The following is an 18523-nucleotide window of genomic DNA, read 5'->3' as shown; positions in this document are numbered from 1 at the left end:
AGCTCTCCGACGCTCCGGTCAAGGTCGTCGATATCTTGGAGGGACATGAAGGCGACCGCGACGTCTGCGATCGCCTCAGGGAGCGGGAGGGCGGCGGCGTCGGCAACCACGGCTACCTGAGGGTCGTGGTGGGTTGCGGTCAGTCGAGCCAGGGTGGACGCGGCATCGATGGCGAGCACGCGATGGCCGCGTGCCATCAAGGCACGGCCGATCCTGCCCTCCCCGCACCCCACATCGACCGTCAGTGAACCTGGCTGGGGAATGAGTTCGAGGAAACGTGGCAGGTTGTAGCGCCAGAAGAAATGGTCGTGGCCTGGCGTCCGGGCCCACGCAGCCCACGCCTCAGCCTGAGATTCCCACGCTTCACGCAGACTCACGGCCGTCGCCGGGCTCGGCTCGTCGTATGACGAGTCGTCGCTATCTGGGCGAGGTCGGGCAGAGCGTCCCCGATCGCCGGCCGAGTGAGTCATCTGATGGGCGCTCGACGGAGGGGCGCTGGTCCCACTAGTCCGCCGTCGTGGACTTGGCGTTCCGAGCGGACCGCCGTCGGGCTGAGGCCGGACAGGCGCTTGACTTCTCGGGCCAGGTGCGATTGGTCGGCGTAGCCACTGGTCGCTGCGGCCAAAGCGAGCGGGCGGGGATTGTCGAGGAATCGTCGAAGCCGCATCACGCGCTGGTGGTCCTTGGGCCCGAGGCCGCTGTGCTGGATGAGCAAGCGACGAAGATGTCGGCTCGACAGGCCGAGGGTCTCGGCTGTGCCCTCCACTGTAGTGTTGCCCAGCAGGTCAAGTGCCCGTGCCACGATGCGGGGTGGCACAGCCAGCAGCAGCGGATCCGGTACCCCGTGAATCACCGAGTCGACCAGACGTCTGGCGCGCCGGCTGCCGACGACTTCGTCAAGGGCGAGGTCCTGGTTGCGAAGCTGGCCGGCGGGGACACCGAAGAAGGTTGCCACGGCCTCGGGCCGCAACCGCAGTCCTAGCAGCATCGACCCAGAGCCGAGGTGGTGGACCACAGCACGGTCAGCCAGCCCGACCGCAACAGGGTCGCCGATCTGGGAGACGATCACGTCGGCGCACCCATCCGGCACCACCCGGTGATCGGTTTCGCCCTCGACACGCTGTTGCCAGCGGCACGCGACCATGGACCGCCAGCCAGGCGGTGGCGGCCACTCACGGTAGATGTCCGATTCGTTCAAGACAGAGACCAGTCTGCCAGGGAGACTGGTGTCATGGATCTACGAGTCGACATCATCACCCTCGCCGTTCCGGACCTGGACGAGGCTCACGCCTTCTATGTGAAGCGTCTCGGATGGCATCCGGCGCTCGCGATTCCCGGAGAGGTCACCTTCTTGCGGGCGGGCCCTGGCCGAATGGTCGGGTTGTTCGGCCGGCGGGACCTGGAGAGGGACGTCGGCGACCGCGAGCGCGTCCCGCCCTTCGACCTCGGTCAACTCTTCGACACGCCAGCGGAGGTCGACACCGCCGTCGAGGCCATGGTCGCCGCCGGCGCCAAGGTACGCAAACCACCACAACGTCCCGAGTTCTTCGAGGGCTACCACGCCTATGTCGAAGCGCCGGATGGGACTGTGTGGGAGCTCGTGTACAACCCCGGCTTTCACTTCGATTCCGAAGGGGCGCCTCACTTCGCCCCTCCAGGCGGCTAGGGGGGCCGCCGGTTCGTCAATGAGGATCAGAGCTCACACCACCTCCAGCTCGCGGCTGCGGAGGATTGGGCCTGCTCCGAGCAGGTGCCCGAGCTCGGCGGACCCCTGGTCGGCGCGCCCTCAGCGCGACCCCGACCCTTCGTTCGGCGCACCGCCTGTCCTGGCGACAACCGGGAAGGGCTCGGGTTGCAGGCGGTAGATCGCCATGGGCGCCTCCGTCGGCTCGGAATGCACTGATCGCTCCCCGAGAAGTTCAAACCCGTTCTTCTCCAAAACGCCTCTCGAAGGGCCGTTCGACGCCTCTGGATCGGCAATGATCGGGGCGCACGGATGCCGCTGCCTGAGGTAGCTGACCACCACTGGCACCAGCCGATCGGCTGACCTTGCTTGCACACGAGGAGGACCTCGGTTCGGCTCGTCGCCGGTAATACATTTGCTCAGCTCCTCGACCTCCTCGTCGATGCTCGAGCCGACCAGGTACCACGCAGCGACGTCTGGGTCAGCCAACCACGCTCTCACAAGGTCGAGTTGGGCCGCTCTCATGGGGCGCAAGGTCAACATCGCCACTCCGCTCAGGTCAGCACGGTCGAGCGAGCGCTGCAGCCCGATCCGGGTAGAACCGTCATACCTCTAGACGGGAATCTGGGCCGCGCGGCTCGTCATCGCCGACAGCAGCGATTGTTGGAGGCTCTGGGGAAAGGTTGCGGCGACCCCGCCGGTCAGCATCGAGATCTCGGCGCGGCCTCTGCCGACGAGTGCTATCTGGAACTCGATGGGCACGGTCTGGCCTTGGGTCATGACCGAGGTGGTTGCCGTGAAGGCCAAGGCCTGGTCGCCGCTCGGATCTGCCACCGGCGCGCTGGAGACGTTCAGGGTGCGGGAAGACGAAACGTTCTGCCTCTTGAGCTCCGCGGCGAGCACGCTTTGCACGCAGGAGTTCGCCTTGGGAGAGCTGAAGGCCTGGAACGAGCGCGCCACCTGAGCTGTCGTAGGAGCAAACGCCACGTTCGAGGCGGCGTCGAGCTCGCCAGAGGGCTGGGACTGGCTGAAGTTCGGAGAGTCGACATCGACGGTCGTCGCGGCCAGCGACGGTGACACGCCGAGGCAGGTCAACAGCTGCCGGGTCCTTGTCGTACTCGATCCCGATGAGCTCGAGGGTTGCGACTGCCAGCCGGACGGGAAGTCTCCCGCCTGAAGGTTGATCTGCTGGGCAAGGGCGTGGTCGCTCGCGACCGTGGCGCCCCCGGCGGTGGAGGAGCGGGACGGCGACGACGTCGTCGACGACGATCCGGAGCTGCTGCTCCCACATGCCGCCCCAGCTGCAGCCAGCGCGATACCGATGATTGGAATCACGATCGACCGCACCGAGGGCCCTCCGTGGACTCGAAGAAGAGCGGGCAGCATAGCGAGGCGATGACGCGCTCGACGCATCGACTCGCGTCGACGTGGATCGACGGTCTCACCCTGCCTCGGTCGCGGCCACGCGCGAGCCGCGCAGGAAGCGGGCGACGGCGTCGGCGACCAGCGAATCGACCTGCGCTGCCTGCACCATGCCTCCGGTGACCAGGGCGGCGATCCCCTGCATGGTGGCGAAGAGGACGAGGCCGACGCGTTCGGCCTCTCCACGCTCAACTGCGCCATTGGCCTGACCTTGCTGGATCAGCTCGAGGATGACCGAAAGGGCGCGCTCGGCCGCCTCGTGCAACGCTCCGGACTGGTCGCGGTGCTTGCCGACGAACATCAGCTCCAGCAGCGCTGCATCTCGGGTGGCGAATCGGACGTACGCGGCGGCTGTCGCCCGCAACCGCGCCTCGAAGTCGTAGTCAGCAGTGTCGATCGCGCCCCGGAGCTCGTGACCGAGACGTGCGAACCCGGCCTCAGCGAGCGCGTCCAGCAACGCCTGGCGATCGGAGAAGTGGCGGCGTGGCGCGCCATGGCTGACTCCGGTCCGTCGGGCCAGCTCACGCAAGGAGAGTCGATCCACCCCCTCTTCGCGGAGGATCCGCTCCGCCTGGGCGAGCAGCGCGGTGCGCAGGTTGCCGTGGTGATAGGGCCGCTCCCTCACGATGACCCAGCATAGCGGAACAATGTTGCCATTGACAGCATTGTTGTCTGCGTCTACATTGTTGCTTATGACTACTTTCGCCATGACGGACATCCCCGACCTGGCCGGTCGCAGCGTGGTCATCACCGGCGCCAACAGCGGCATCGGCCGGGCCGCCGCCCGGGCGCTTGCTGGCGCTCATGCTCGCATCGTCCTCGCCGTACGCGACGTCGAGAAGGGTAAGGCCGCCGCAGCAACGATGTCCGGCGAGACCGAGGTTCGCGAGCTCGACCTCGCCAGCCTGGCGTCGGTTCGCGCCTTCGCGGCTGGCTGGGAAGGTGACATCGACCTGCTGATCAACAACGCCGGCGTGATGACGCCGCCCCTGACCCGTACCGCGGACGGTTTCGAGCTGCAGTTCGGCACCAACCACCTCGGCCATTTCGCGCTGACCAATCTCCTGCTCAAGGAGGTGATCGGCCGGGTGGTGACTGTCTCCTCCATCGGGCACCGGTTCGGCAGCATCGACTTCGACGACCTCAACTGGGAGCGGAAGCCGTACCGCGCGTGGCGCGCCTACGGGCAGTCGAAGCTCGCCAACCTTCTGTTCACCGCCGAGCTGCAGCGACGTCTGAGGGCCGCTGGGTCCTCGGTCCTGGCCACCGCGGCACACCCGGGCTATGCGGCAACCAACCTCCAGTTCCACAGCCAGCGCCGATGGATGGACCTCATCAGCGTCCTGGGCAACCGCCTGATCGCCCAGGACGAGGACGGCGGAGCGCTACCGACCCTCTACGCGGCCGTCGCCGACGTTCCTGGCAACAGCTTCGCCGGTCCCGGCGGTTTCATGGAACAGCGCGGCGCACCCAAGCTCGTGGGACGCACCAAGGCCGCACAGGACACCGGCGTGGCCCACCGCTTGTGGCAAGTCTCCGAGGAGCTGACCGGCGTCCGCTTCCCGCTGGTCGCCACAGATCGGGGCTAAGCGTCAGCGTCGCGCTCGATCGGAAGGGCGAGCTGGTCGGTGCCCCCCGTGTTACGGCCTTCCGGGGAAGTGTCCGGAGCGGCGGTCGTCTCCGACGGCGCCCGGCCACCCGGCCGCAGAAAGTACTTGCCGAGCGTCTCGTGCTGGCGCTGGTACGAGGACCCGATCGCCTCGCCGTACAGCAGCGTCGGCGCCTCCAGCATGCGCTCGAAGGTCAGCTTGCAGACGCGTTGACCGTGCTCGATCATGAACGGCACGTCGTGCGCCCGTACTTCCAGGGCCGCCCTTGATCCGTGAAACCGGCCCTGCGGGTCGTAGCCAAAACCAGGATCGAAGAAGCCGGCGTAATGCGTCCGCAGCTCACCGCTGGTGGGGTCATACGCAGTCATGTTCGCCGCCAGCGTCGAAGGGATCGAGACGGCCTCGTTCGACATCAACAGGTAGAACTTCTGCGGCGTCAGGACGATCCGGTCTCGCTCCTCACTGAGGACGGGCTCCCAGTAGCGACTGGGCTCGCGTAGTGCAGCCTGGGTCAGATCGAGCAGCGGCGCGTTGTCCCTCGCCTTGTAGCCGACCCTGGAGCTCGGATCGCCACGGAGGTCGAGGCTGAGGAACATGCCGTTGGCCAGCGCCAGCCGGTCGGGAGCCACGGCATCGCCGCCGCCCTTGAACAACAGGGGCTGCTGTTCGTGAAACTCACGCACATCGTCGTCGTCCAGCTGCGAGCGCCCGACCGACAGCCGCAGCTGGCAGAGACTCAGATCCTCTCGCACCCGCACGGCGAATGACAGCGGGACGACCTCGAGAAACAGCGGCCCGTCGTACCCCGGCGAGATCTCGTCGAAGCGGTAGCTTTCGTCGGTTATCACCCGGGTGAAGACGTCGATCCTGCCCGTGGAGCTCTTGGGGTTGGTCCTGCCCCGCACGTTGTCGGGAAGGGCAAGTCGCTCTTTGAGTGGGATGAGATAAGGCCGGTTCGTCTCGAGCACGGCACCTTCTCCGTGCAGATTGATCTCGTCGATGATGACGTCTTTGAGCTTCCGGTCGACCGCTTGGTCGTCGGGAAGGAAGCTGCACCGGATTCGGTAAGCGACCTCACCAAGGCGCAGGTCGAGGCTCGCCGGCTGCAGGTTCTCCTGCGGAATCGTGAATCCGCCACCGCTGATGATGTCCGACGAGATGGCGCCCGCGAGGTGCTGAACGGGGAGGACGCCCTCCTTGCCCTCGGGAAGCTTGAATGGACCGGGCGCCTGGGTCGACAGCTGCGACACACCTCATCGTAGCGTGGTGTCGGTGGCCCGGCGGCTGGCCGGGCGGGCCTTGGTAAGACGGTGATGAGGCACGGCGAGCTGCTGACGCCGCTCATGCGAACACCGGCACCGGCCGCATCATGTGGTTCGTCGAGCGCCGGTCATGAACACCGCCATCGTGGCCGGCTCGGGACCGCGGTTGTGCCAGCGGTGGCGAGTGCCGTTCTGGACGACCGTGTCGCCTGGTCGGAGCACCGTCTCGGCGCCGTCGTCGAGCTCGAGGACGAGCTCGCCGGCCAGGATGACTTCGAAGTCGATCGTGTCGGTGGTGTGCATCCCAGGGTCGTCGAGTTCGGTGTGTGCCAGCATGCCTGGCAGGCCTCGCTCCATCTCCGCCAGTGCATCGGAGATATCGAGATCGGCGGGAGGCTGGGTTCCCGCCGGAGGGATGGTGACCAGGCCGAACCGGTAGCCGCCGACCGGTGGGAAGTAGGCGCGGCCGTCGGCCGCAGCGCCGGATGTGCCGGCGTCAGGGAAGCTGGCCGGCGCGTCGCCGCCCCACAGGAGGTGGAACTCGGCGCCCGGCATCAGCTTCAGGACCACGGGATCGACCTCGTCGTCGGAGGCGAAGACCGCTTTGGACTTCTCGTCATGACCAGTGGCAACCCGTCGCACCTTCACAGCGAACCTCCCGGAAGCTGAGCTCGTGGAGGCCCGATGCTAGGTGCTCATGCAGATCCTCTCCGAGATCGGCATCCACCCCGGCGATCCGGCGGTCATGCCCCGTCTACCCACTGAGCCAGGTCGCCAGCGCCTGACGCCTACATCATCGGTGTCCAGCCGAGGACACGCTCCAGGCCCCGGCGGATGTCCGTGCGCACCTGCGGTGGCGCGCGACGAACGTACTGCTCCGCCCTTCGCCGCACCTCGTCCGGGACCTGCTCGAGATAGCTGACGGCGGCGCTCACACTGAGTGCGAGGCCCGCCCGCTCCTCGAAGTTCGGTGGGAGCGCCGTCCAGATCACCGCGTCCAGCCGCCGATCGGCCAGCCACGACCCCAGACGACGAACCAGGTCGCCGTCGCCCACCTCCGGACCGACACGGCTGATTGACGCCAGCGAGTCCAGACAACCGGCGCCGCGGCGGTCGAGGCACCCGATCCGGTCGGGAACGGTCCGCTCCCGCTCGGCCAGCTGCGAGCGCGCCACTTCGAGCTCCCCGCCGGACATGATGGCCCACAGTGTCTGCACGTCGCCGACGCCGCCGCGGAGGCCCAGGGCGAGCCGCCCGTCGGAGGCGACCCGGGTGAACTCGACCGGCAGTGCCGGCCCGTCCGGCTGCCACGTCGACCTCAGCGGCAGCTCACGCGGGTCCCAGATCAGCGAGCCCCATCCCACGACGGCGATCCTGGGCGGGGGACACGCGTGGGTGTCGACACCCATCGCAATGATCGTAGGGGACAACCGCGGGCTACCGTCTGGGCGTGACCTCCATCCTCTATGAATCCGACGCCGACCTCGATGCCCTGGCCGGCCAGCGCGTCGCCGTGATCGGGTACGGCAACCAGGGCCGATCCTGGGCCCTCAATCTTCGGGACTCGGGCCTCGATGTCATGGTCTGTGTGCGGGCCGATGCCACCCGGGACACCGCCGAGGCCGACGGATTCGCCACCAGCGACGTCGGCGCCGCCGCCGAGGCCGACGTGGTCTGCGTGCTCGTGCCCGACGACGTGATTCCCACCCTGGCCCTCACACCTCGGCCCGACGCGCTGGTGATCGTCGCCAGTGGCTACACCCTGGCCTTCGGGCAGCTCGATCCCTCGTGCGATCTCGGGATGGTCGCACCCCGCATGCTCGGTCCGGAGGTGCGGCGCTGCTACGTCGAAGGCGTCGGGTTCATCACGGCCGTCGGTGTCCACCGTGATGTCACCGGCACGGCCCGGTCCCGCACCCTGGCGGTGGCCACGGCCATCGGCGGGCTTCGCCAGGGCGCCATCGAGCTGACCCCGAAGCAGGAGGCCGTCCTCGATCTCGCCGTCGAACAGGCGCTCAGCCCGGCGCTCCGGCAGGTGAACGAGTCGTTCGTGCAGGTGATGCTGGAGCATGGGATCCCGCTCGAGGCTGTCGTCACCGAGCTGGTCCTCTCGGGTGAGGTGGAGCGGACGTACAGGCTGGTGCGCATCGAGGGCGGCGCCGCCCAGATGGCGCACCACTCGCCGACAAGCCAGTACGGCCAGATGTCCCGGGCGGGCCGCTACGGCCATCTCGACATGGTGACGACGATGCGGGAGCTGGTTGACGACATCGCGTCCGGGCGCTTCGCCGAGGAATGGGACGCCGAGCGGGATGCCGGCTACCCACGGCTCCATGAGCTTCGAGCCCAGGCGATGGCTCCCGAGATCCTCGCGTTCGAGTCCGAGCTGCGGGCCCGGCTGGGCGAGGGCGCCACTCAGCACTGAGCTAGGGGGCCCGCCACGATCGCTTCCCCGCCCCTGAGCGTCGATCCCTCCGACACCTACAAGGTTGCCCAGCTCACCGGGCGCGGATCGATCAACCAGACGGACACACGATGGAAGGTGTACGGGGCGGACCTCGGTCACATGTTCCTGGCCAACGGCCAGATGTTCGTCACCTTCGGGGACACCTTCGGCGGGCCGGCGGCCTTTCCGTTCTTTTCGGTCGCGCACAGCGGCTACCGGAGAAACACGATGGCGCGGGTCGATCCGACGGCCACGCCGCCCGTCCACGGGCTGGACTTCGCCGGCATGATCAGCGACTCCTCCGGGGCGGCCAAGGAGCTGATCCCCGCCAGCTCCGGCGAGGCTGGCGTCATACCCACCCACGGCGTCTCAGTGGGCAACCGGATGTTCCTGTACTACATGTCGGTGCAGAGCTGGAACTCGCCGGGCCACTGGACGATCAACTACTCCGGCCTCGCTCATTCGGACGACCGAGGCCAGACCTGGACGAGGGACCCGACCGCGAGCTGGCCGGGGACGAGCAACTTCGGTCAGGTGTCGCTCGTCCACCAGGCCCCCTATGTCTACGTCTTCGGCATCCCCGGCGGGCGCTACGGGCCAGTCCGGCTGGCAAGGGTGCCTGACGGCCAGGTTCTCGACACGGCCGCGTACCAGTACTGGAACGGCAGCTCGTGGACGACCGGCAGCCCGGCCGCGGCGGTGGACGTCGCGCCCTCTCCGGTCGGCGAGCTCTCGGTGCAGTGGAGCTCGCACTACCGCAAGTGGCTCATGACCTACCTCGTCGACCCCACCGGCCAGGTCGTCCTGCGCCTCTCCGACTCGCTGACGGGCCCGTGGAGCGCTCCCCAGGTGGTCGTGACCAGCGCGGAGTTCCCGCAGTTGTACGCCCCGTACATCACGCCGCTGTGGAACGACGGTCCGGACATCTACTTCACGATGTCGGTCTACGACCACTACCAGGTCTACCTGATGCACACGTCGCTCCGCCCCGCCGACGACGAGCCCCTTCGAGCCCGGCGGGGGTGAGGTCCCCGTCCGGCCCTGGCGTCGTCCGGCCCTAGTGTCGTCCGACATGGCAAGCGGCCGCCCCGTCGCCCTGGTGACCGGTGCCAGTCGGGGCATCGGCAAGGCGACGGCTCTCGACCTCGCGGCCGGAGGATTCGACGTGGCCGTGGCGGCGCGCACGGCACACGACGGGCGGGGACGCTCGGACACCGATCCCGGGCTGGCGCTGCCCGGCGGTCTCGACACGACGCTCGCGCAGGTCGAGCGCGAGGGAGCCGAGGGATTCGCCGTCGCCATGGACCTGCTGGACCGACCGGCGGTGGCGGGTGCCGTGGCCGCGGCCGTCGAGCGGTTCGGCCGCCTCGATGTGCTCGTCAACAACGCCATCTACCAGGGCCCCGGCACCCTGGCCCGCTTCGCCGACCTGACCGACGACGAGCTCTGGGCCCTGCTCGAGGGCAACGTCGTCGCCCAGCTGGCACTGATACGAGCGGCGCTGCCCCATCTCGTCGAACGAGGCGGAACGATCGTCAACCTCGTGTCCGGAGCCGGTCACCTGCAACCGCCGGCCAAGGTCGGCGAAGGGGGATGGAGCCTCGGCTACGCGATGAGCAAGGCGGCGTTCGGTCGGGTGGCCCCACTGCTGCACGTCGAGTACGGCGAGCTGGGCGTGCGCGTGTTCAGCGTCGACCCGGGGTGGACCATCACCGAGCGGACCGTGGCGGCCGGTCGAGCAGCGCAGTACAGCCGGCGCTTCACGCCGGGCACCCCCGACGTGATCGCCCGGGCCATCCGCTGGCTGGTCGCCGACGCCGAGGCCGACGCGCTGCGGGGGAAGGTGGTCATGGCCCAGGAGGAGGTGCGGGAGCGGGAGCTGCTCGCCCGGTGGCCACCCCCAATTTCGCAGGACCGCCCGTGGGAGGAGCGTGATGGGTGACAACGCGTCTGAGGCGCTTCTGTCGTGAAGGTCTACGCCGGCATGGACCCCCGGCTCCCGCTCCCCGACATCGTCGCCAATGCCCGCCGCGTCGAGGCCATGGGCTTCGACGGGTTGCACGTGGCCGAGACCGTGCACGACGCGCTGGCCGTGTCCCTCCTGATCGCCGAGCACACCGAGCGAATCACGATCCGGACCAGCGTGGCGCTGGCGTTCGTACGCAGCCCGACCCTCACTGCGTACGCGGCGTGGGACCTGGCCAAGCTGTCGGCAGGCCGGTTCGAGCTCGGCCTCGGTACCCAGATCCGCCAGAACATCGAGGATCGCATGGGTATGGCGTGGACGGCGCCCGTCGAGCGCATGCGTGAGTACGTACAGGCGCTCGCCGCGCTCTACGAGTCGTTCCGCACGGGTGGCGAGCTCCGCTGCGAGGGCGAGGTCTACCGGCTGACGCGGATGCAGCCGTACTTCAATCCCGGCCCCGACCCGGCCGTCCAACCGCCACCCACCTGGCTCGGCGGCGTCAACGCCGGCATCTGCCGGCTTGCCGGAGAGCTGGCCGCTGGCTTCGTGACCCATCCGACGAGCTCCGACCCCCGCTATCTGAGCGAGATCTGCCTTCCCAACCTCCGCGCCGGTGCGGCCCGATCGGGTCGTGACCTGGCCGACCTCGAGCTGGTCGTCGGTCCGGTCGTCGCCGTCAGAACCAGCACCGAGGATGGTGTCGCCGAGCGCGAGCGCCAGCGCAGGATGCTGGCGTTCCTCTACTCGACACCTGCCTACCGCCGCACGCTCGAGCTCTACGGCTGGGACGACGTGGCAGACCGGCTTCAAGCCACGATCCGGGACGAGCGTTGGGACGACCTCGCCGACCTGGTGTCCGACGACCTCCTCGACACGCTGCTGCCGACGGCGCCCTACGACGAGCTGGCCGCCCTGCTGCTGGAGCGGTACGGCGCGCTGGCCGACGGGATCCTGCTACCGACCCGGGACGATCCGGTCCATGACGACCAGGTCGCCAGCGTCGTCGCCCAGCTCCAGGCCGCGTGAGAGAAGCGCACCCCGCCCCTCCTCGGCGGACCGCCGACCCGGTCGGGAGGGTCGACGGTCCGCGTGCAGGAGAGACCTGTGTGGTGAGGACCCGCAGGCGAGGATGCCAAGCTGCAGCATCTCAAGGGCAGGTGACGGCGACCCGACCAGCAACCGAACTGGTGGTGACGGATTGCCGAAGGTTCGGAGACCGGTCGTCGCTGCCAGCTATGTCCAGCTTCCCGCCCATTGAGGCGTCCGCGCGGCCCACCGCCCGGCACTTCTTGGAGGGCCCCCAGCGGCTTCACAGGTCAGTCCCAGGGGCAACCACCACACTGGATCGGTGGGACCCGGTCGGAATACGAACCCGGTCGGGAGCTGCTGTACGAGGCGGAAGAACATGGGAGTCTCGTAGCGATGGGAGAAGAAAGGACCGAGGGCCCGGTCACGTCCGAGATGCCCTACTGGCACGAGCCCACCGGATCCGTCCCGGCCTGGGGGGCACGCTCGTCGCACGAGGACGCCGGTGGCTCCGGCAGTGGTGGGTGGGACGACAGCGGCGGTGGTGGCTACGGCCACGGGGGCGGGAGCGGCGGCTACGGCGGTGGTGGCGGCTACGGCAGCGGCGGCCACGCCGGCTGGGGCCACGGGTCGCCGTACGGGTCCTGGGGTCCTCCCCCCCGTCAAAAGCCGCCAGGGCCTCACCGGGTCTGGCTGGCGGTGCTGGCGGCGCTGGCTGCGACCATCGTCCTCATCGGGGGCGTCGGGAGCGCCATCGCCTTCGCCATCCGCGGTCTGAACGGCATCTCGAGCTCGAACCCGGTGACTGCCTCACCGCAGTCCTCGTCCTCCTCGACGGCCGGCGTCCCCAACGGCCTGGACGCCGCGTCGATTGCCTCACGGGTGGACCCGGGCATCGTGGACATCACCTCGAACCTCGCCGGGCAGGGCGGCGGCGCGGCCGGGACCGGCATGGTCCTCACGTCCTCGGGCGAGGTGCTGACCAACAACCACGTGATCGAGAACGCGTCAGGCATCAGCGTGAAGATCGACGGGAAGGGTCGCAGCTACACGGCCAAGGTGTTGGGAACCGACGTCACGGACGACGTCGCCCTCCTCCAGATCCAGGGTGTCTCGGGGTTGGCGACGGTCAGTCCCGGTGACTCCTCCAAGGTGACGGTCGGCCAGCCGGTGCTCGCCATCGGCAACGCCCTCGATCTCCAGGGACCGCCCACCGTGACCCAGGGCACCGTGTCGGCGCTCGGCCGGACGATCACCGCCAGCGGCGGCGGGACCGGTGGCTCGGAGACCCTGAGCGGCCTGATCCAGACGGACGCGCCGATCAGCCCCGGCAACTCCGGAGGCCCCCTCGTCGACGCATTCGGGCATGTCATAGGCATCACCACGGCGGCGGCCACCGGTGGCGCCGAGCAGTCGGCGAGCACGTCGTCCAACGTCGGCTTCGCCATACCCATCAACAGCGCTCTGTCCATCGTCAACCAGATCCAGAGTGGGCACGGCGGGGGAAACATCCAGGTCGGCGGCCGGCCCTTCATGGGTGTCGAGGTCAGCAGCGCTGGTGGCCAGTCCGGCTCCAACAGCGACCCCTTCGGTGGCGGCTTCGGAGGCTCCGGCGGGCAGGCGCCGGTCAGCTCTGGGGCTTTGGTCCAGGGTGTCGAGCCTGGCAGCCCGGCCGAGTCCGCCGGGTTGGGAGCCGGCGACGTGATCGTTTCCCTCGGCGGGAAGACCGTCGACTCACCCAGCTCGCTGAGCTCCGCCATCAGCACCCACCACGTGGGGGACAAGGTCGATGTCGGCTGGGTCGACCAGTCCGGCAGGCACCACACCGCCACCATGCAGCTGACGAGCGGACCACCTGCCTGACCAGGAGCAGCGCCGGGCGGCGAAGCCCGTCAAGACAGAACCGCCAAGACATAATGGGCGCTCCGCACGAGCGAGGAGCCGGCGCCCATGCCCACCGTCCTGGTCCACGGCGTACCAGAGACACCCGCACTCTGGGACCCACTGCGCGTCCACCTGGTTCGCGACGACGTCGCCGCCCTGCAGCTGCCCGGGTTCGGCTGCGAGCGCCCGCCGGGCTTCGGTGCCACCAAGGAGGAGTACGTCGCCTGGCTGGTCGCCGAGCTCGAGAGGCTGCGGGCTGACGGGCAGATCGACCTGGTCGGCCACGACTGGGGCGGAGGGTTCGTGGTGCGGCTGGTCAGTACCCGTCCCGATCTGGTGCGCTCCTGGGTGACGGACGCAGCCGCGCTCGGCGATCCCGGGTTCGAGTGGCACGACCTGGCGAAGCTCTGGCAGACACCCGATGCGGGTGAGGCGTTCTGGGAGCAGCAGCTGGCCCTGCCTACCGAGCAGGGCTCTAGCACCTTCGAGTCATTCGGTGTGCCGGCCGACCAGGCCCTGATCATGGCCGGTTGGCCCGACGCGACCATGGCCGACTGCATCCTGGCGCTCTACCGCTCGGCGGTCGATGTGGGCCGCGAGTGGGGCGGTGACTTCGAGAACGTGCCTGCGCCCGGGTTGACGCTGCTGCCCTCGGACGACCCGTTCCTGTCGCCCTCCGGTGCCCGCGCCGGTGCCGGTCGGGCGGGGGCCAAGGTTGCCGATCTCGACGGCCTCGGTCACTGGTGGATGCTGCAGGACCCGGCACGGGGAGCGGCGGTCCTCGAGGAGTTCTGGGCGTCGGTCGGCTGACGCTTGCGCAACCGGCGGCGCGCCCGCCCGGTTGCGGATGCTTTGTGCCGGGTACGGTTGCCGGGACGCCTGCACCGGCGGGGAGCCTTCTGCGCGAAGACATGACATGCAGCTGAGTGACGTCCGAAGTGTCGATTCGGTCTCGGGCGACCGCGCGCCGACCGAGGTCGGTGGGGGGCCGGCCGGTGCCCGGTCCGGCCGTTGGCGCCTCGTCCTGCTCAGCTTCCTCATGCTCTTCACCGAGCTGGCCCTCATCCGATGGACGGCCGCCAACAACGTCTACCTGGCCTACATCACCAACTTCGCCCTGTTGGCCAGCTTCCTCGGCATCGGCGTCGGCTTTCTGCTCGGGAGCTCGGGACGGGACGTGTCACGCTGGGCGCCGGTCGCGCTGGTGGCGCTGGTGGCCTTCGTGCTCGTCTTCCCGGTCAAGGCCTTCGGCCTGGCTGGCCCCCACCAGCTCCAGGGTCGCGACGGCGCCGCCGCCCTGCCGCAGTGGTTGAGCCTGTCGATCATCTTCCTGCTCGTGACCGCCGTGATGGCCGGACTGGGCCAGGCCGTCGCCCGCACGTTCGCCCGCTTCAGCCCCCTGGAGGCCTACCGCCTGGACATCGTGGGCAGCATCGGCGGAATCGCGGCCTTCTCGTTGCTGTCGTTCCTGCGCCTTCCACCAGTGGTCTGGGGCCTCGTCGTCGGGATTGGGATGGTCCTCATGCTGCGGGGCCGCCTGCGGTGGTGGCACGGGGCGGCGGCGTTGGGCGTGGTCGCGCTGCTGGCCGTCGAGTCGACCTCGACCTTCGACCACTGGTCGCCGTACTACAAGATCACCGCGTTCACGCCCCAGGACACCCACGGCGTGTTCGTCGTGTCGGCCAACAACATTCCTCACCAAGCCGTCTACCCGGTCGACACCCTGCACAAGATCCTGCCCTTCTACTTCTTTCCCTACCGGCACCTGAAGCCCGGCGACCTCAACGACGTCCTGGTGATCGGGGCCGGTACCGGCAACGACGTGGCCACGGCCCTTTCCGAGGGGGCGAAGCACGTCGACGCCGTCGAGATCGACCCCGTCCTCGCCCAGCTGGGCCGGGACCACAACTCCGACCGCCCCTACCAGGACCCTCGGGTGAGCGTGCACATCAACGACGGCCGGGCCTACCTGCAGCAGACCGGCAAGCACTACGGCCTGATCCTGTTCGCGCTGCCCGACTCCCTGACGGTGCTCGGCGGCGAGTCGAACCTCCGACTCGAGAACTACCTGCTGACCGTGCAGGCGGTGCGGTCGGCGCAGTCCCACCTCACCCCGGGCGGCACCTTCGCCATGTACAACTACTACCAGCCGTTCCTGCTGGATCGATACGCCAACACGCTCGACACGGTCTTCCCCGCCACGCCGTGCGTGGAGGTGGGTGCGCCTCTGGGCGGTCGCCGACAGGCGGTGCTCACCGCCGAGGCCCACGGGCCGGTCCCGAGCTGCGCCAGCCCCTGGCACGGCCGTCAGCTGACCCCGGCCACCGATGATCATCCCTTCCCGTACCTGGCGACACCGTCGATCCCGTCGCTCTACCTGTGGACGATGGGCCTTGTCCTTCTCGCGTCGCTGGTGATCGTCCGGGTGACGGCCGGGCGCTTGCGGTCCATGGGGCGGTACGTCGACCTCTTCTGGATGGGTGGAGCGTTCCTGCTGCTCGAGACCAAGAACGTGGTGCAGTTCGCCCTGCTCTTCGGCACGACCTGGTTCGTCAACTCACTGGTGTTCGCGGGAGTGCTGCTGAGCGTGCTCGCCGCGGTGGAGGTGGCCCGCCGCGTCAAGCTGCCGAGACCGACCCTGCTGTACGGAGCGTTGCTCGTCGCGCTGGCGATCAGCTGGGCCGTGCCCCAGGACGCGCTGTTGGGCCTCGCCCCGGTGCTGCGATTCGTGGTCGCGGCGGTGCTCGCCTTCGCTCCGATCTTCCTGGCCAACCTGGTTTTCGCCCAACGGTTCAGAGAGGTCGGTTCGTCCACCACGGCCTTTGGCGCCAACCTGCTGGGCGCCATCGTGGGCGGCATCCTCGAGTACCTCTCGCTCTTGACGGGCTATCGGTTCCTGCTCGTCCTCGTGGCCGTCCTCTACGGCCTGGCCTTTGCCTTCGGTCGGCGGCTCGGGGCGGCCAGAGCCGACGCCTGACGCGTCCGGCCTACAGGGCGGGCGCCACGCACGCCCGCCTCACCACGTGGGGCCCGCACCAGCGTCAGTGCGTGACCGCTCGCCGTCGACGAGGCTCACGTCGGTGCTCGCAGAGGTCAGCTCGAGCTCCGCCAGCACCGGCGCCTCCGCCATCTCGTTCTCACCGCCAACCGGTTCGTCCGGCGCCAGGTCCTGCCGGCGGACCCGAACGAGGATGCCGGCTACCACGGCGGCAGCCAGGAGCAGCACTGCGGCGACGACGAAGCCCCACACCCAGGAGCTCGTGGTGGCGGAGGCCACGGACGCCGGAGTGGGGTGGATCGGCCGCACGGCGTCGAAGCGGGCGGTGGCCACGGCGGTCAGGACGGCAAGCCCGAGTGATCCGCCGATCTGCTGGCTGGCGTTCAGGAGGGCCGAGGCGACGCCGGCGTCCTCCCTCGGGACTCCCGCCACGGCCGACGACGTCATGGTCACGAAGGCCGCGCCCATGCCCGCGCCGATGAGCAGGATCGAAGGCAGGACCACGTCGACGTACCCGGTGGTGGGCGAGAGCCGCACCAGCAGGGCCAGCCCGGTGGCAGCCAGGGTGAAGCCGGTCACCAATATCGGACGGGCTCCCACCCGACCGAGGATCCGCGAGCCAATGGCCGCGCTGGTGATGATGACCGCCGAGATGGGCAGGAACCCCAGTCCCGTCTTCAGCGCCGAGTAGTGCAGGACGTCCTGCATGTAAAGGGTCAGGAAGAAGAACATGCCGAACAGCCCGGCTCCGGCCAGGAGCATGCCCAGGTCGGCGCCGACGAGGATCCTGCTCCGGAACAGCCGCAGCGGCACCAGCGGATTGCGGCGCCGGAGCTGGAGCACGACGAAGGTGGTCAGGAGGACCGCAGCGAGCGCGAAGACGCTCAGGGTGGTCGGCGACCCCCAACCCCACACGTTCGCCCGGACGAGCGCGAAGACGAGCGTTCCGAGACCCGCGGTCGCCGACACCGCCCCGGCGACGTCGAAGCCACCGGCCACGGGATCACGGCTCTCGCCCATCAGGCGAAAGGTCGCCAGCGCGGCGAAGACACCGATTGGGATGTTGACGAAGAACACCCACCGCCACGACAGCCCGCTGGTGAGCACCCCGCCGAGCAGGAGGCCGATGGCGGCGCCGGTCCCGGCGATGGCAGCCCACACCCCGAGGGCCCGGTTGCGCTCCTCGCCCTCGGTGAAGATCACCGTTACCAGGCTCAGCGCCGCCGGCGCCATGAAGGCGCCTCCGAGGCCCTGGACGGCCCGCGCCGCGACGAGGAGACCCGATGAGTTGGCCAGGCCACCCGCCAGGCTGCCGACCACGAAGAGGATGACGCCTCCGACGAAGACGCGGCGGCGGCCATATCGGTCGGCGACCCGCCCGCCGAGCAGGAGGAAGCCTCCGAAAGCCAGGATGTAGGCGTTGACGACCCACTGGAGGCTGGCGGCCGACGAGAAGTGAAGGGCCCGCTGGATGGACGGCAGGGCCACGTTCACGATCGTCGTGTCGAGCACCACCATGAGCTGGGCGAGGGCCAGGACGGCGAGCGCCGCCCACTTGTACCTCGTCAGGCTGGAAGGTGCTCGGCCCACCTCGGCCGTCGTCGTCGTCATGCCGGGCCTCCTGCTCGATTCGGGGCGCGTTCGTCCACGGGCGAATGTGCTCAACAAACGTTGATTCAACGACTGTAGAATTACTTGGCCGGGTTGTCAACGCCTGTAGAATCGAACCGTGACGACGACCGATGCATTCCCGATAGCCAAGGGTCCGGTGGCCAAGACCCCGGTGGCCAAGACCCCGGTGGCCAAGGCAGGGCGCCGGCACCACACCGAGGAGAGGATCCTCGGTGTGGCCCGCGAGCTCTTCTCGGAGGCTGGGTACGACCGGACGACGATCCGCGCCGTTGCAGCCGGTGCGGGAGTGGATCCCGCCCTTGTCATGCACTACTTCGGCTCGAAGGAGAACCTGTTCGGCGCGGCGATCCGTGTCGAGATGGAAGACACGGTTGTCGGGCCCGAGGACGAGCTGGCCGACCGCCTGCTCGCCAAGCTCGAGCACAAGCTGGAGGGGGAGCCTGAGGCTCAATTGGCCCTGCTCCGCTCGATGCTCACCAATGACCAGGCTGCCGAGGCCGTACGCGCTGCCCTCAGTCGCGAGTGCGGCCAGGTGGTGGGAAATGCCATCGGAGGTGACGCGGGCAGCCTGCGAGCGGGAGTCCTGTCGGCCA

At 68.9% G+C, this 18523-nt stretch carries 18 protein-coding genes; 11 read left to right on the top strand and 7 right to left on the bottom strand.

Going from position 1 to position 18523, the window contains the following annotated elements; translation table 11 throughout:
* Nucleotides 1–248: hypothetical protein (locus VH112_13085; GenBank protein HEX4541168.1), on the top strand; the 248-nt coding region annotated here is incomplete at its 5' end.
* A gap of 218 nt (nucleotides 249–466) precedes the next feature.
* Here the strand turns inward: VH112_13085 and VH112_13080 are convergent.
* Nucleotides 467–1198, bottom strand: coding sequence for a helix-turn-helix transcriptional regulator (locus VH112_13080; protein HEX4541167.1), 732 nt, complete (start codon nucleotides 1196–1198; stop codon nucleotides 467–469).
* 33 nt (nucleotides 1199–1231) lie between these two features.
* On the opposite strand from VH112_13080, the gene VH112_13075 reads away from it, so the two are divergent.
* Entirely contained in the window at nucleotides 1232–1666 is a 435-nt protein-coding gene (locus VH112_13075) for a VOC family protein (protein HEX4541166.1), read from the top strand.
* A 630-nt stretch (nucleotides 1667–2296) separates the two neighbouring features.
* Here the strand turns inward: VH112_13075 and VH112_13070 are convergent.
* Both VH112_13070 and VH112_13065 read right to left on the bottom strand, forming a co-directional pair.
* Nucleotides 2297–3031 carry a hypothetical protein gene (locus VH112_13070; protein ID HEX4541165.1) on the bottom strand — a complete coding sequence of 245 codons (735 nt, stop codon included), beginning with the start codon at nucleotides 3029–3031 and terminating at the stop codon, nucleotides 2297–2299.
* 94 nt (nucleotides 3032–3125) lie between these two features.
* Entirely contained in the window at nucleotides 3126–3824 is a 699-nt protein-coding gene (locus VH112_13065) for a TetR/AcrR family transcriptional regulator (GenBank protein ID HEX4541164.1), read from the bottom strand.
* On the opposite strand from VH112_13065, the gene VH112_13060 reads away from it, so the two are divergent.
* Entirely contained in the window at nucleotides 3814–4695 is an 882-nt protein-coding gene (locus VH112_13060) for an oxidoreductase (GenBank protein ID HEX4541163.1), read from the top strand. The two genes, VH112_13065 and VH112_13060, sit on opposite strands and share 11 nt — an antisense overlap.
* On the opposite strand, the gene VH112_13055 is transcribed toward VH112_13060, so the two are convergent.
* The 3 genes from VH112_13055 to VH112_13045 all read right to left on the bottom strand — a co-directional run bounded on the left by VH112_13055 (nucleotide 4692) and on the right by VH112_13045 (nucleotide 7387).
* Nucleotides 4692–5966 (bottom strand): 2'-deoxycytidine 5'-triphosphate deaminase, encoded by a 1275-nt coding sequence (locus VH112_13055; protein ID HEX4541162.1) that lies wholly within the window; start codon nucleotides 5964–5966, stop codon nucleotides 4692–4694. The genes VH112_13060 and VH112_13055 overlap by 4 nt on opposite strands.
* Nucleotides 5967–6083: 117 nt before the next feature.
* Nucleotides 6084–6620, bottom strand: coding sequence for a cupin domain-containing protein (locus VH112_13050; protein ID HEX4541161.1), 537 nt, complete (start codon nucleotides 6618–6620; stop codon nucleotides 6084–6086).
* Nucleotides 6621–6766: 146 nt separating this feature from the next.
* Nucleotides 6767–7387, bottom strand: coding sequence for a hypothetical protein (locus VH112_13045; protein HEX4541160.1), 621 nt, complete (start codon nucleotides 7385–7387; stop codon nucleotides 6767–6769).
* Nucleotides 7388–7428: 41 nt separating this feature from the next.
* Between VH112_13045 and VH112_13040 the strand changes: the two genes are divergently transcribed.
* The 7 genes from VH112_13040 to VH112_13010 all read left to right on the top strand — a co-directional run bounded on the left by VH112_13040 (nucleotide 7429) and on the right by VH112_13010 (nucleotide 16277).
* On the top strand, nucleotides 7429–8403 hold the full coding sequence (locus VH112_13040) for an NAD(P)-binding domain-containing protein (GenBank protein HEX4541159.1): 975 nt from the start codon (nucleotides 7429–7431) through the stop codon (nucleotides 8401–8403).
* 18 nt (nucleotides 8404–8421) lie between these two features.
* On the top strand, nucleotides 8422–9450 hold the full coding sequence (locus VH112_13035; GenBank protein HEX4541158.1) for a DUF4185 domain-containing protein: 1029 nt from the start codon (nucleotides 8422–8424) through the stop codon (nucleotides 9448–9450).
* Between the two features lie 46 nt (nucleotides 9451–9496).
* The gene (locus VH112_13030) at nucleotides 9497–10366 is read left to right on the top strand and encodes an SDR family oxidoreductase (protein ID HEX4541157.1); all 870 of its coding nucleotides are present in this window, start codon (nucleotides 9497–9499) and stop codon (nucleotides 10364–10366) included.
* A 24-nt stretch (nucleotides 10367–10390) separates the two neighbouring features.
* A complete protein-coding gene (locus VH112_13025) occupies nucleotides 10391–11416 on the top strand; it encodes a TIGR03617 family F420-dependent LLM class oxidoreductase (protein ID HEX4541156.1) in 1026 nt (341 codons plus the stop codon).
* A gap of 396 nt (nucleotides 11417–11812) precedes the next feature.
* Nucleotides 11813–13279 (top strand): trypsin-like peptidase domain-containing protein, encoded by a 1467-nt coding sequence (locus VH112_13020; protein HEX4541155.1) that lies wholly within the window; start codon nucleotides 11813–11815, stop codon nucleotides 13277–13279.
* An 87-nt stretch (nucleotides 13280–13366) separates the two neighbouring features.
* Entirely contained in the window at nucleotides 13367–14110 is a 744-nt protein-coding gene (locus VH112_13015; protein HEX4541154.1) for an alpha/beta hydrolase, read from the top strand.
* 106 nt (nucleotides 14111–14216) lie between these two features.
* On the top strand, nucleotides 14217–16277 hold the full coding sequence (locus tag VH112_13010; GenBank protein ID HEX4541153.1) for a hypothetical protein: 2061 nt from the start codon (nucleotides 14217–14219) through the stop codon (nucleotides 16275–16277).
* A gap of 39 nt (nucleotides 16278–16316) precedes the next feature.
* On the opposite strand, the gene VH112_13005 is transcribed toward VH112_13010, so the two are convergent.
* Nucleotides 16317–17909, bottom strand: a complete 1593-nt coding sequence (locus VH112_13005; GenBank protein HEX4541152.1) for an MFS transporter — start codon at nucleotides 17907–17909, stop codon at nucleotides 16317–16319.
* Between the two features lie 118 nt (nucleotides 17910–18027).
* Between VH112_13005 and VH112_13000 the strand changes: the two genes are divergently transcribed.
* Nucleotides 18028–18523, top strand: a 496-nt coding sequence (locus tag VH112_13000; protein ID HEX4541151.1) for a TetR/AcrR family transcriptional regulator, incomplete at its 3' end; no start/stop codon positions are given.

This window comes from Acidimicrobiales bacterium (genome assembly GCA_036270875.1).
In the GTDB taxonomy this organism is placed as follows: Bacteria; Actinomycetota; Acidimicrobiia; order Acidimicrobiales; family AC-9; genus AC-9.
The sequence above is the reverse complement of the archived record's forward strand: the minus strand, read 5'-3'. Positions and strand labels throughout refer to the sequence as shown.

Excerpts from the sequence above, each read along its gene's own strand:
- VH112_13075 (HEX4541166.1), top strand. The coding sequence starts at position 1,232 with ATGGATCTACGAGTCGACATCATCACCCTCGCCGTTCCGGACCTGGAC.
- VH112_13060 (HEX4541163.1), top strand. The coding sequence starts at position 3,814 with ATGACGGACATCCCCGACCTGGCCGGTCGCAGCGTGGTCATCACCGGC.
- VH112_13065 (HEX4541164.1), bottom strand. The coding sequence starts at position 3,824 with ATGTCCGTCATGGCGAAAGTAGTCATAAGCAACAATGTAGACGCAGAC.
- VH112_13045 (HEX4541160.1), bottom strand. The coding sequence starts at position 7,387 with ATGGGTGTCGACACCCACGCGTGTCCCCCGCCCAGGATCGCCGTCGTG.
- VH112_13030 (HEX4541157.1), top strand. The coding sequence starts at position 9,497 with ATGGCAAGCGGCCGCCCCGTCGCCCTGGTGACCGGTGCCAGTCGGGGC.
- VH112_13020 (HEX4541155.1), top strand. The coding sequence starts at position 11,813 with ATGGGAGAAGAAAGGACCGAGGGCCCGGTCACGTCCGAGATGCCCTAC.
- VH112_13015 (HEX4541154.1), top strand. The coding sequence starts at position 13,367 with ATGCCCACCGTCCTGGTCCACGGCGTACCAGAGACACCCGCACTCTGG.
- VH112_13010 (HEX4541153.1), top strand. The coding sequence starts at position 14,217 with ATGCAGCTGAGTGACGTCCGAAGTGTCGATTCGGTCTCGGGCGACCGC.
- VH112_13005 (HEX4541152.1), bottom strand. The coding sequence starts at position 17,909 with ATGACGACGACGACGGCCGAGGTGGGCCGAGCACCTTCCAGCCTGACG.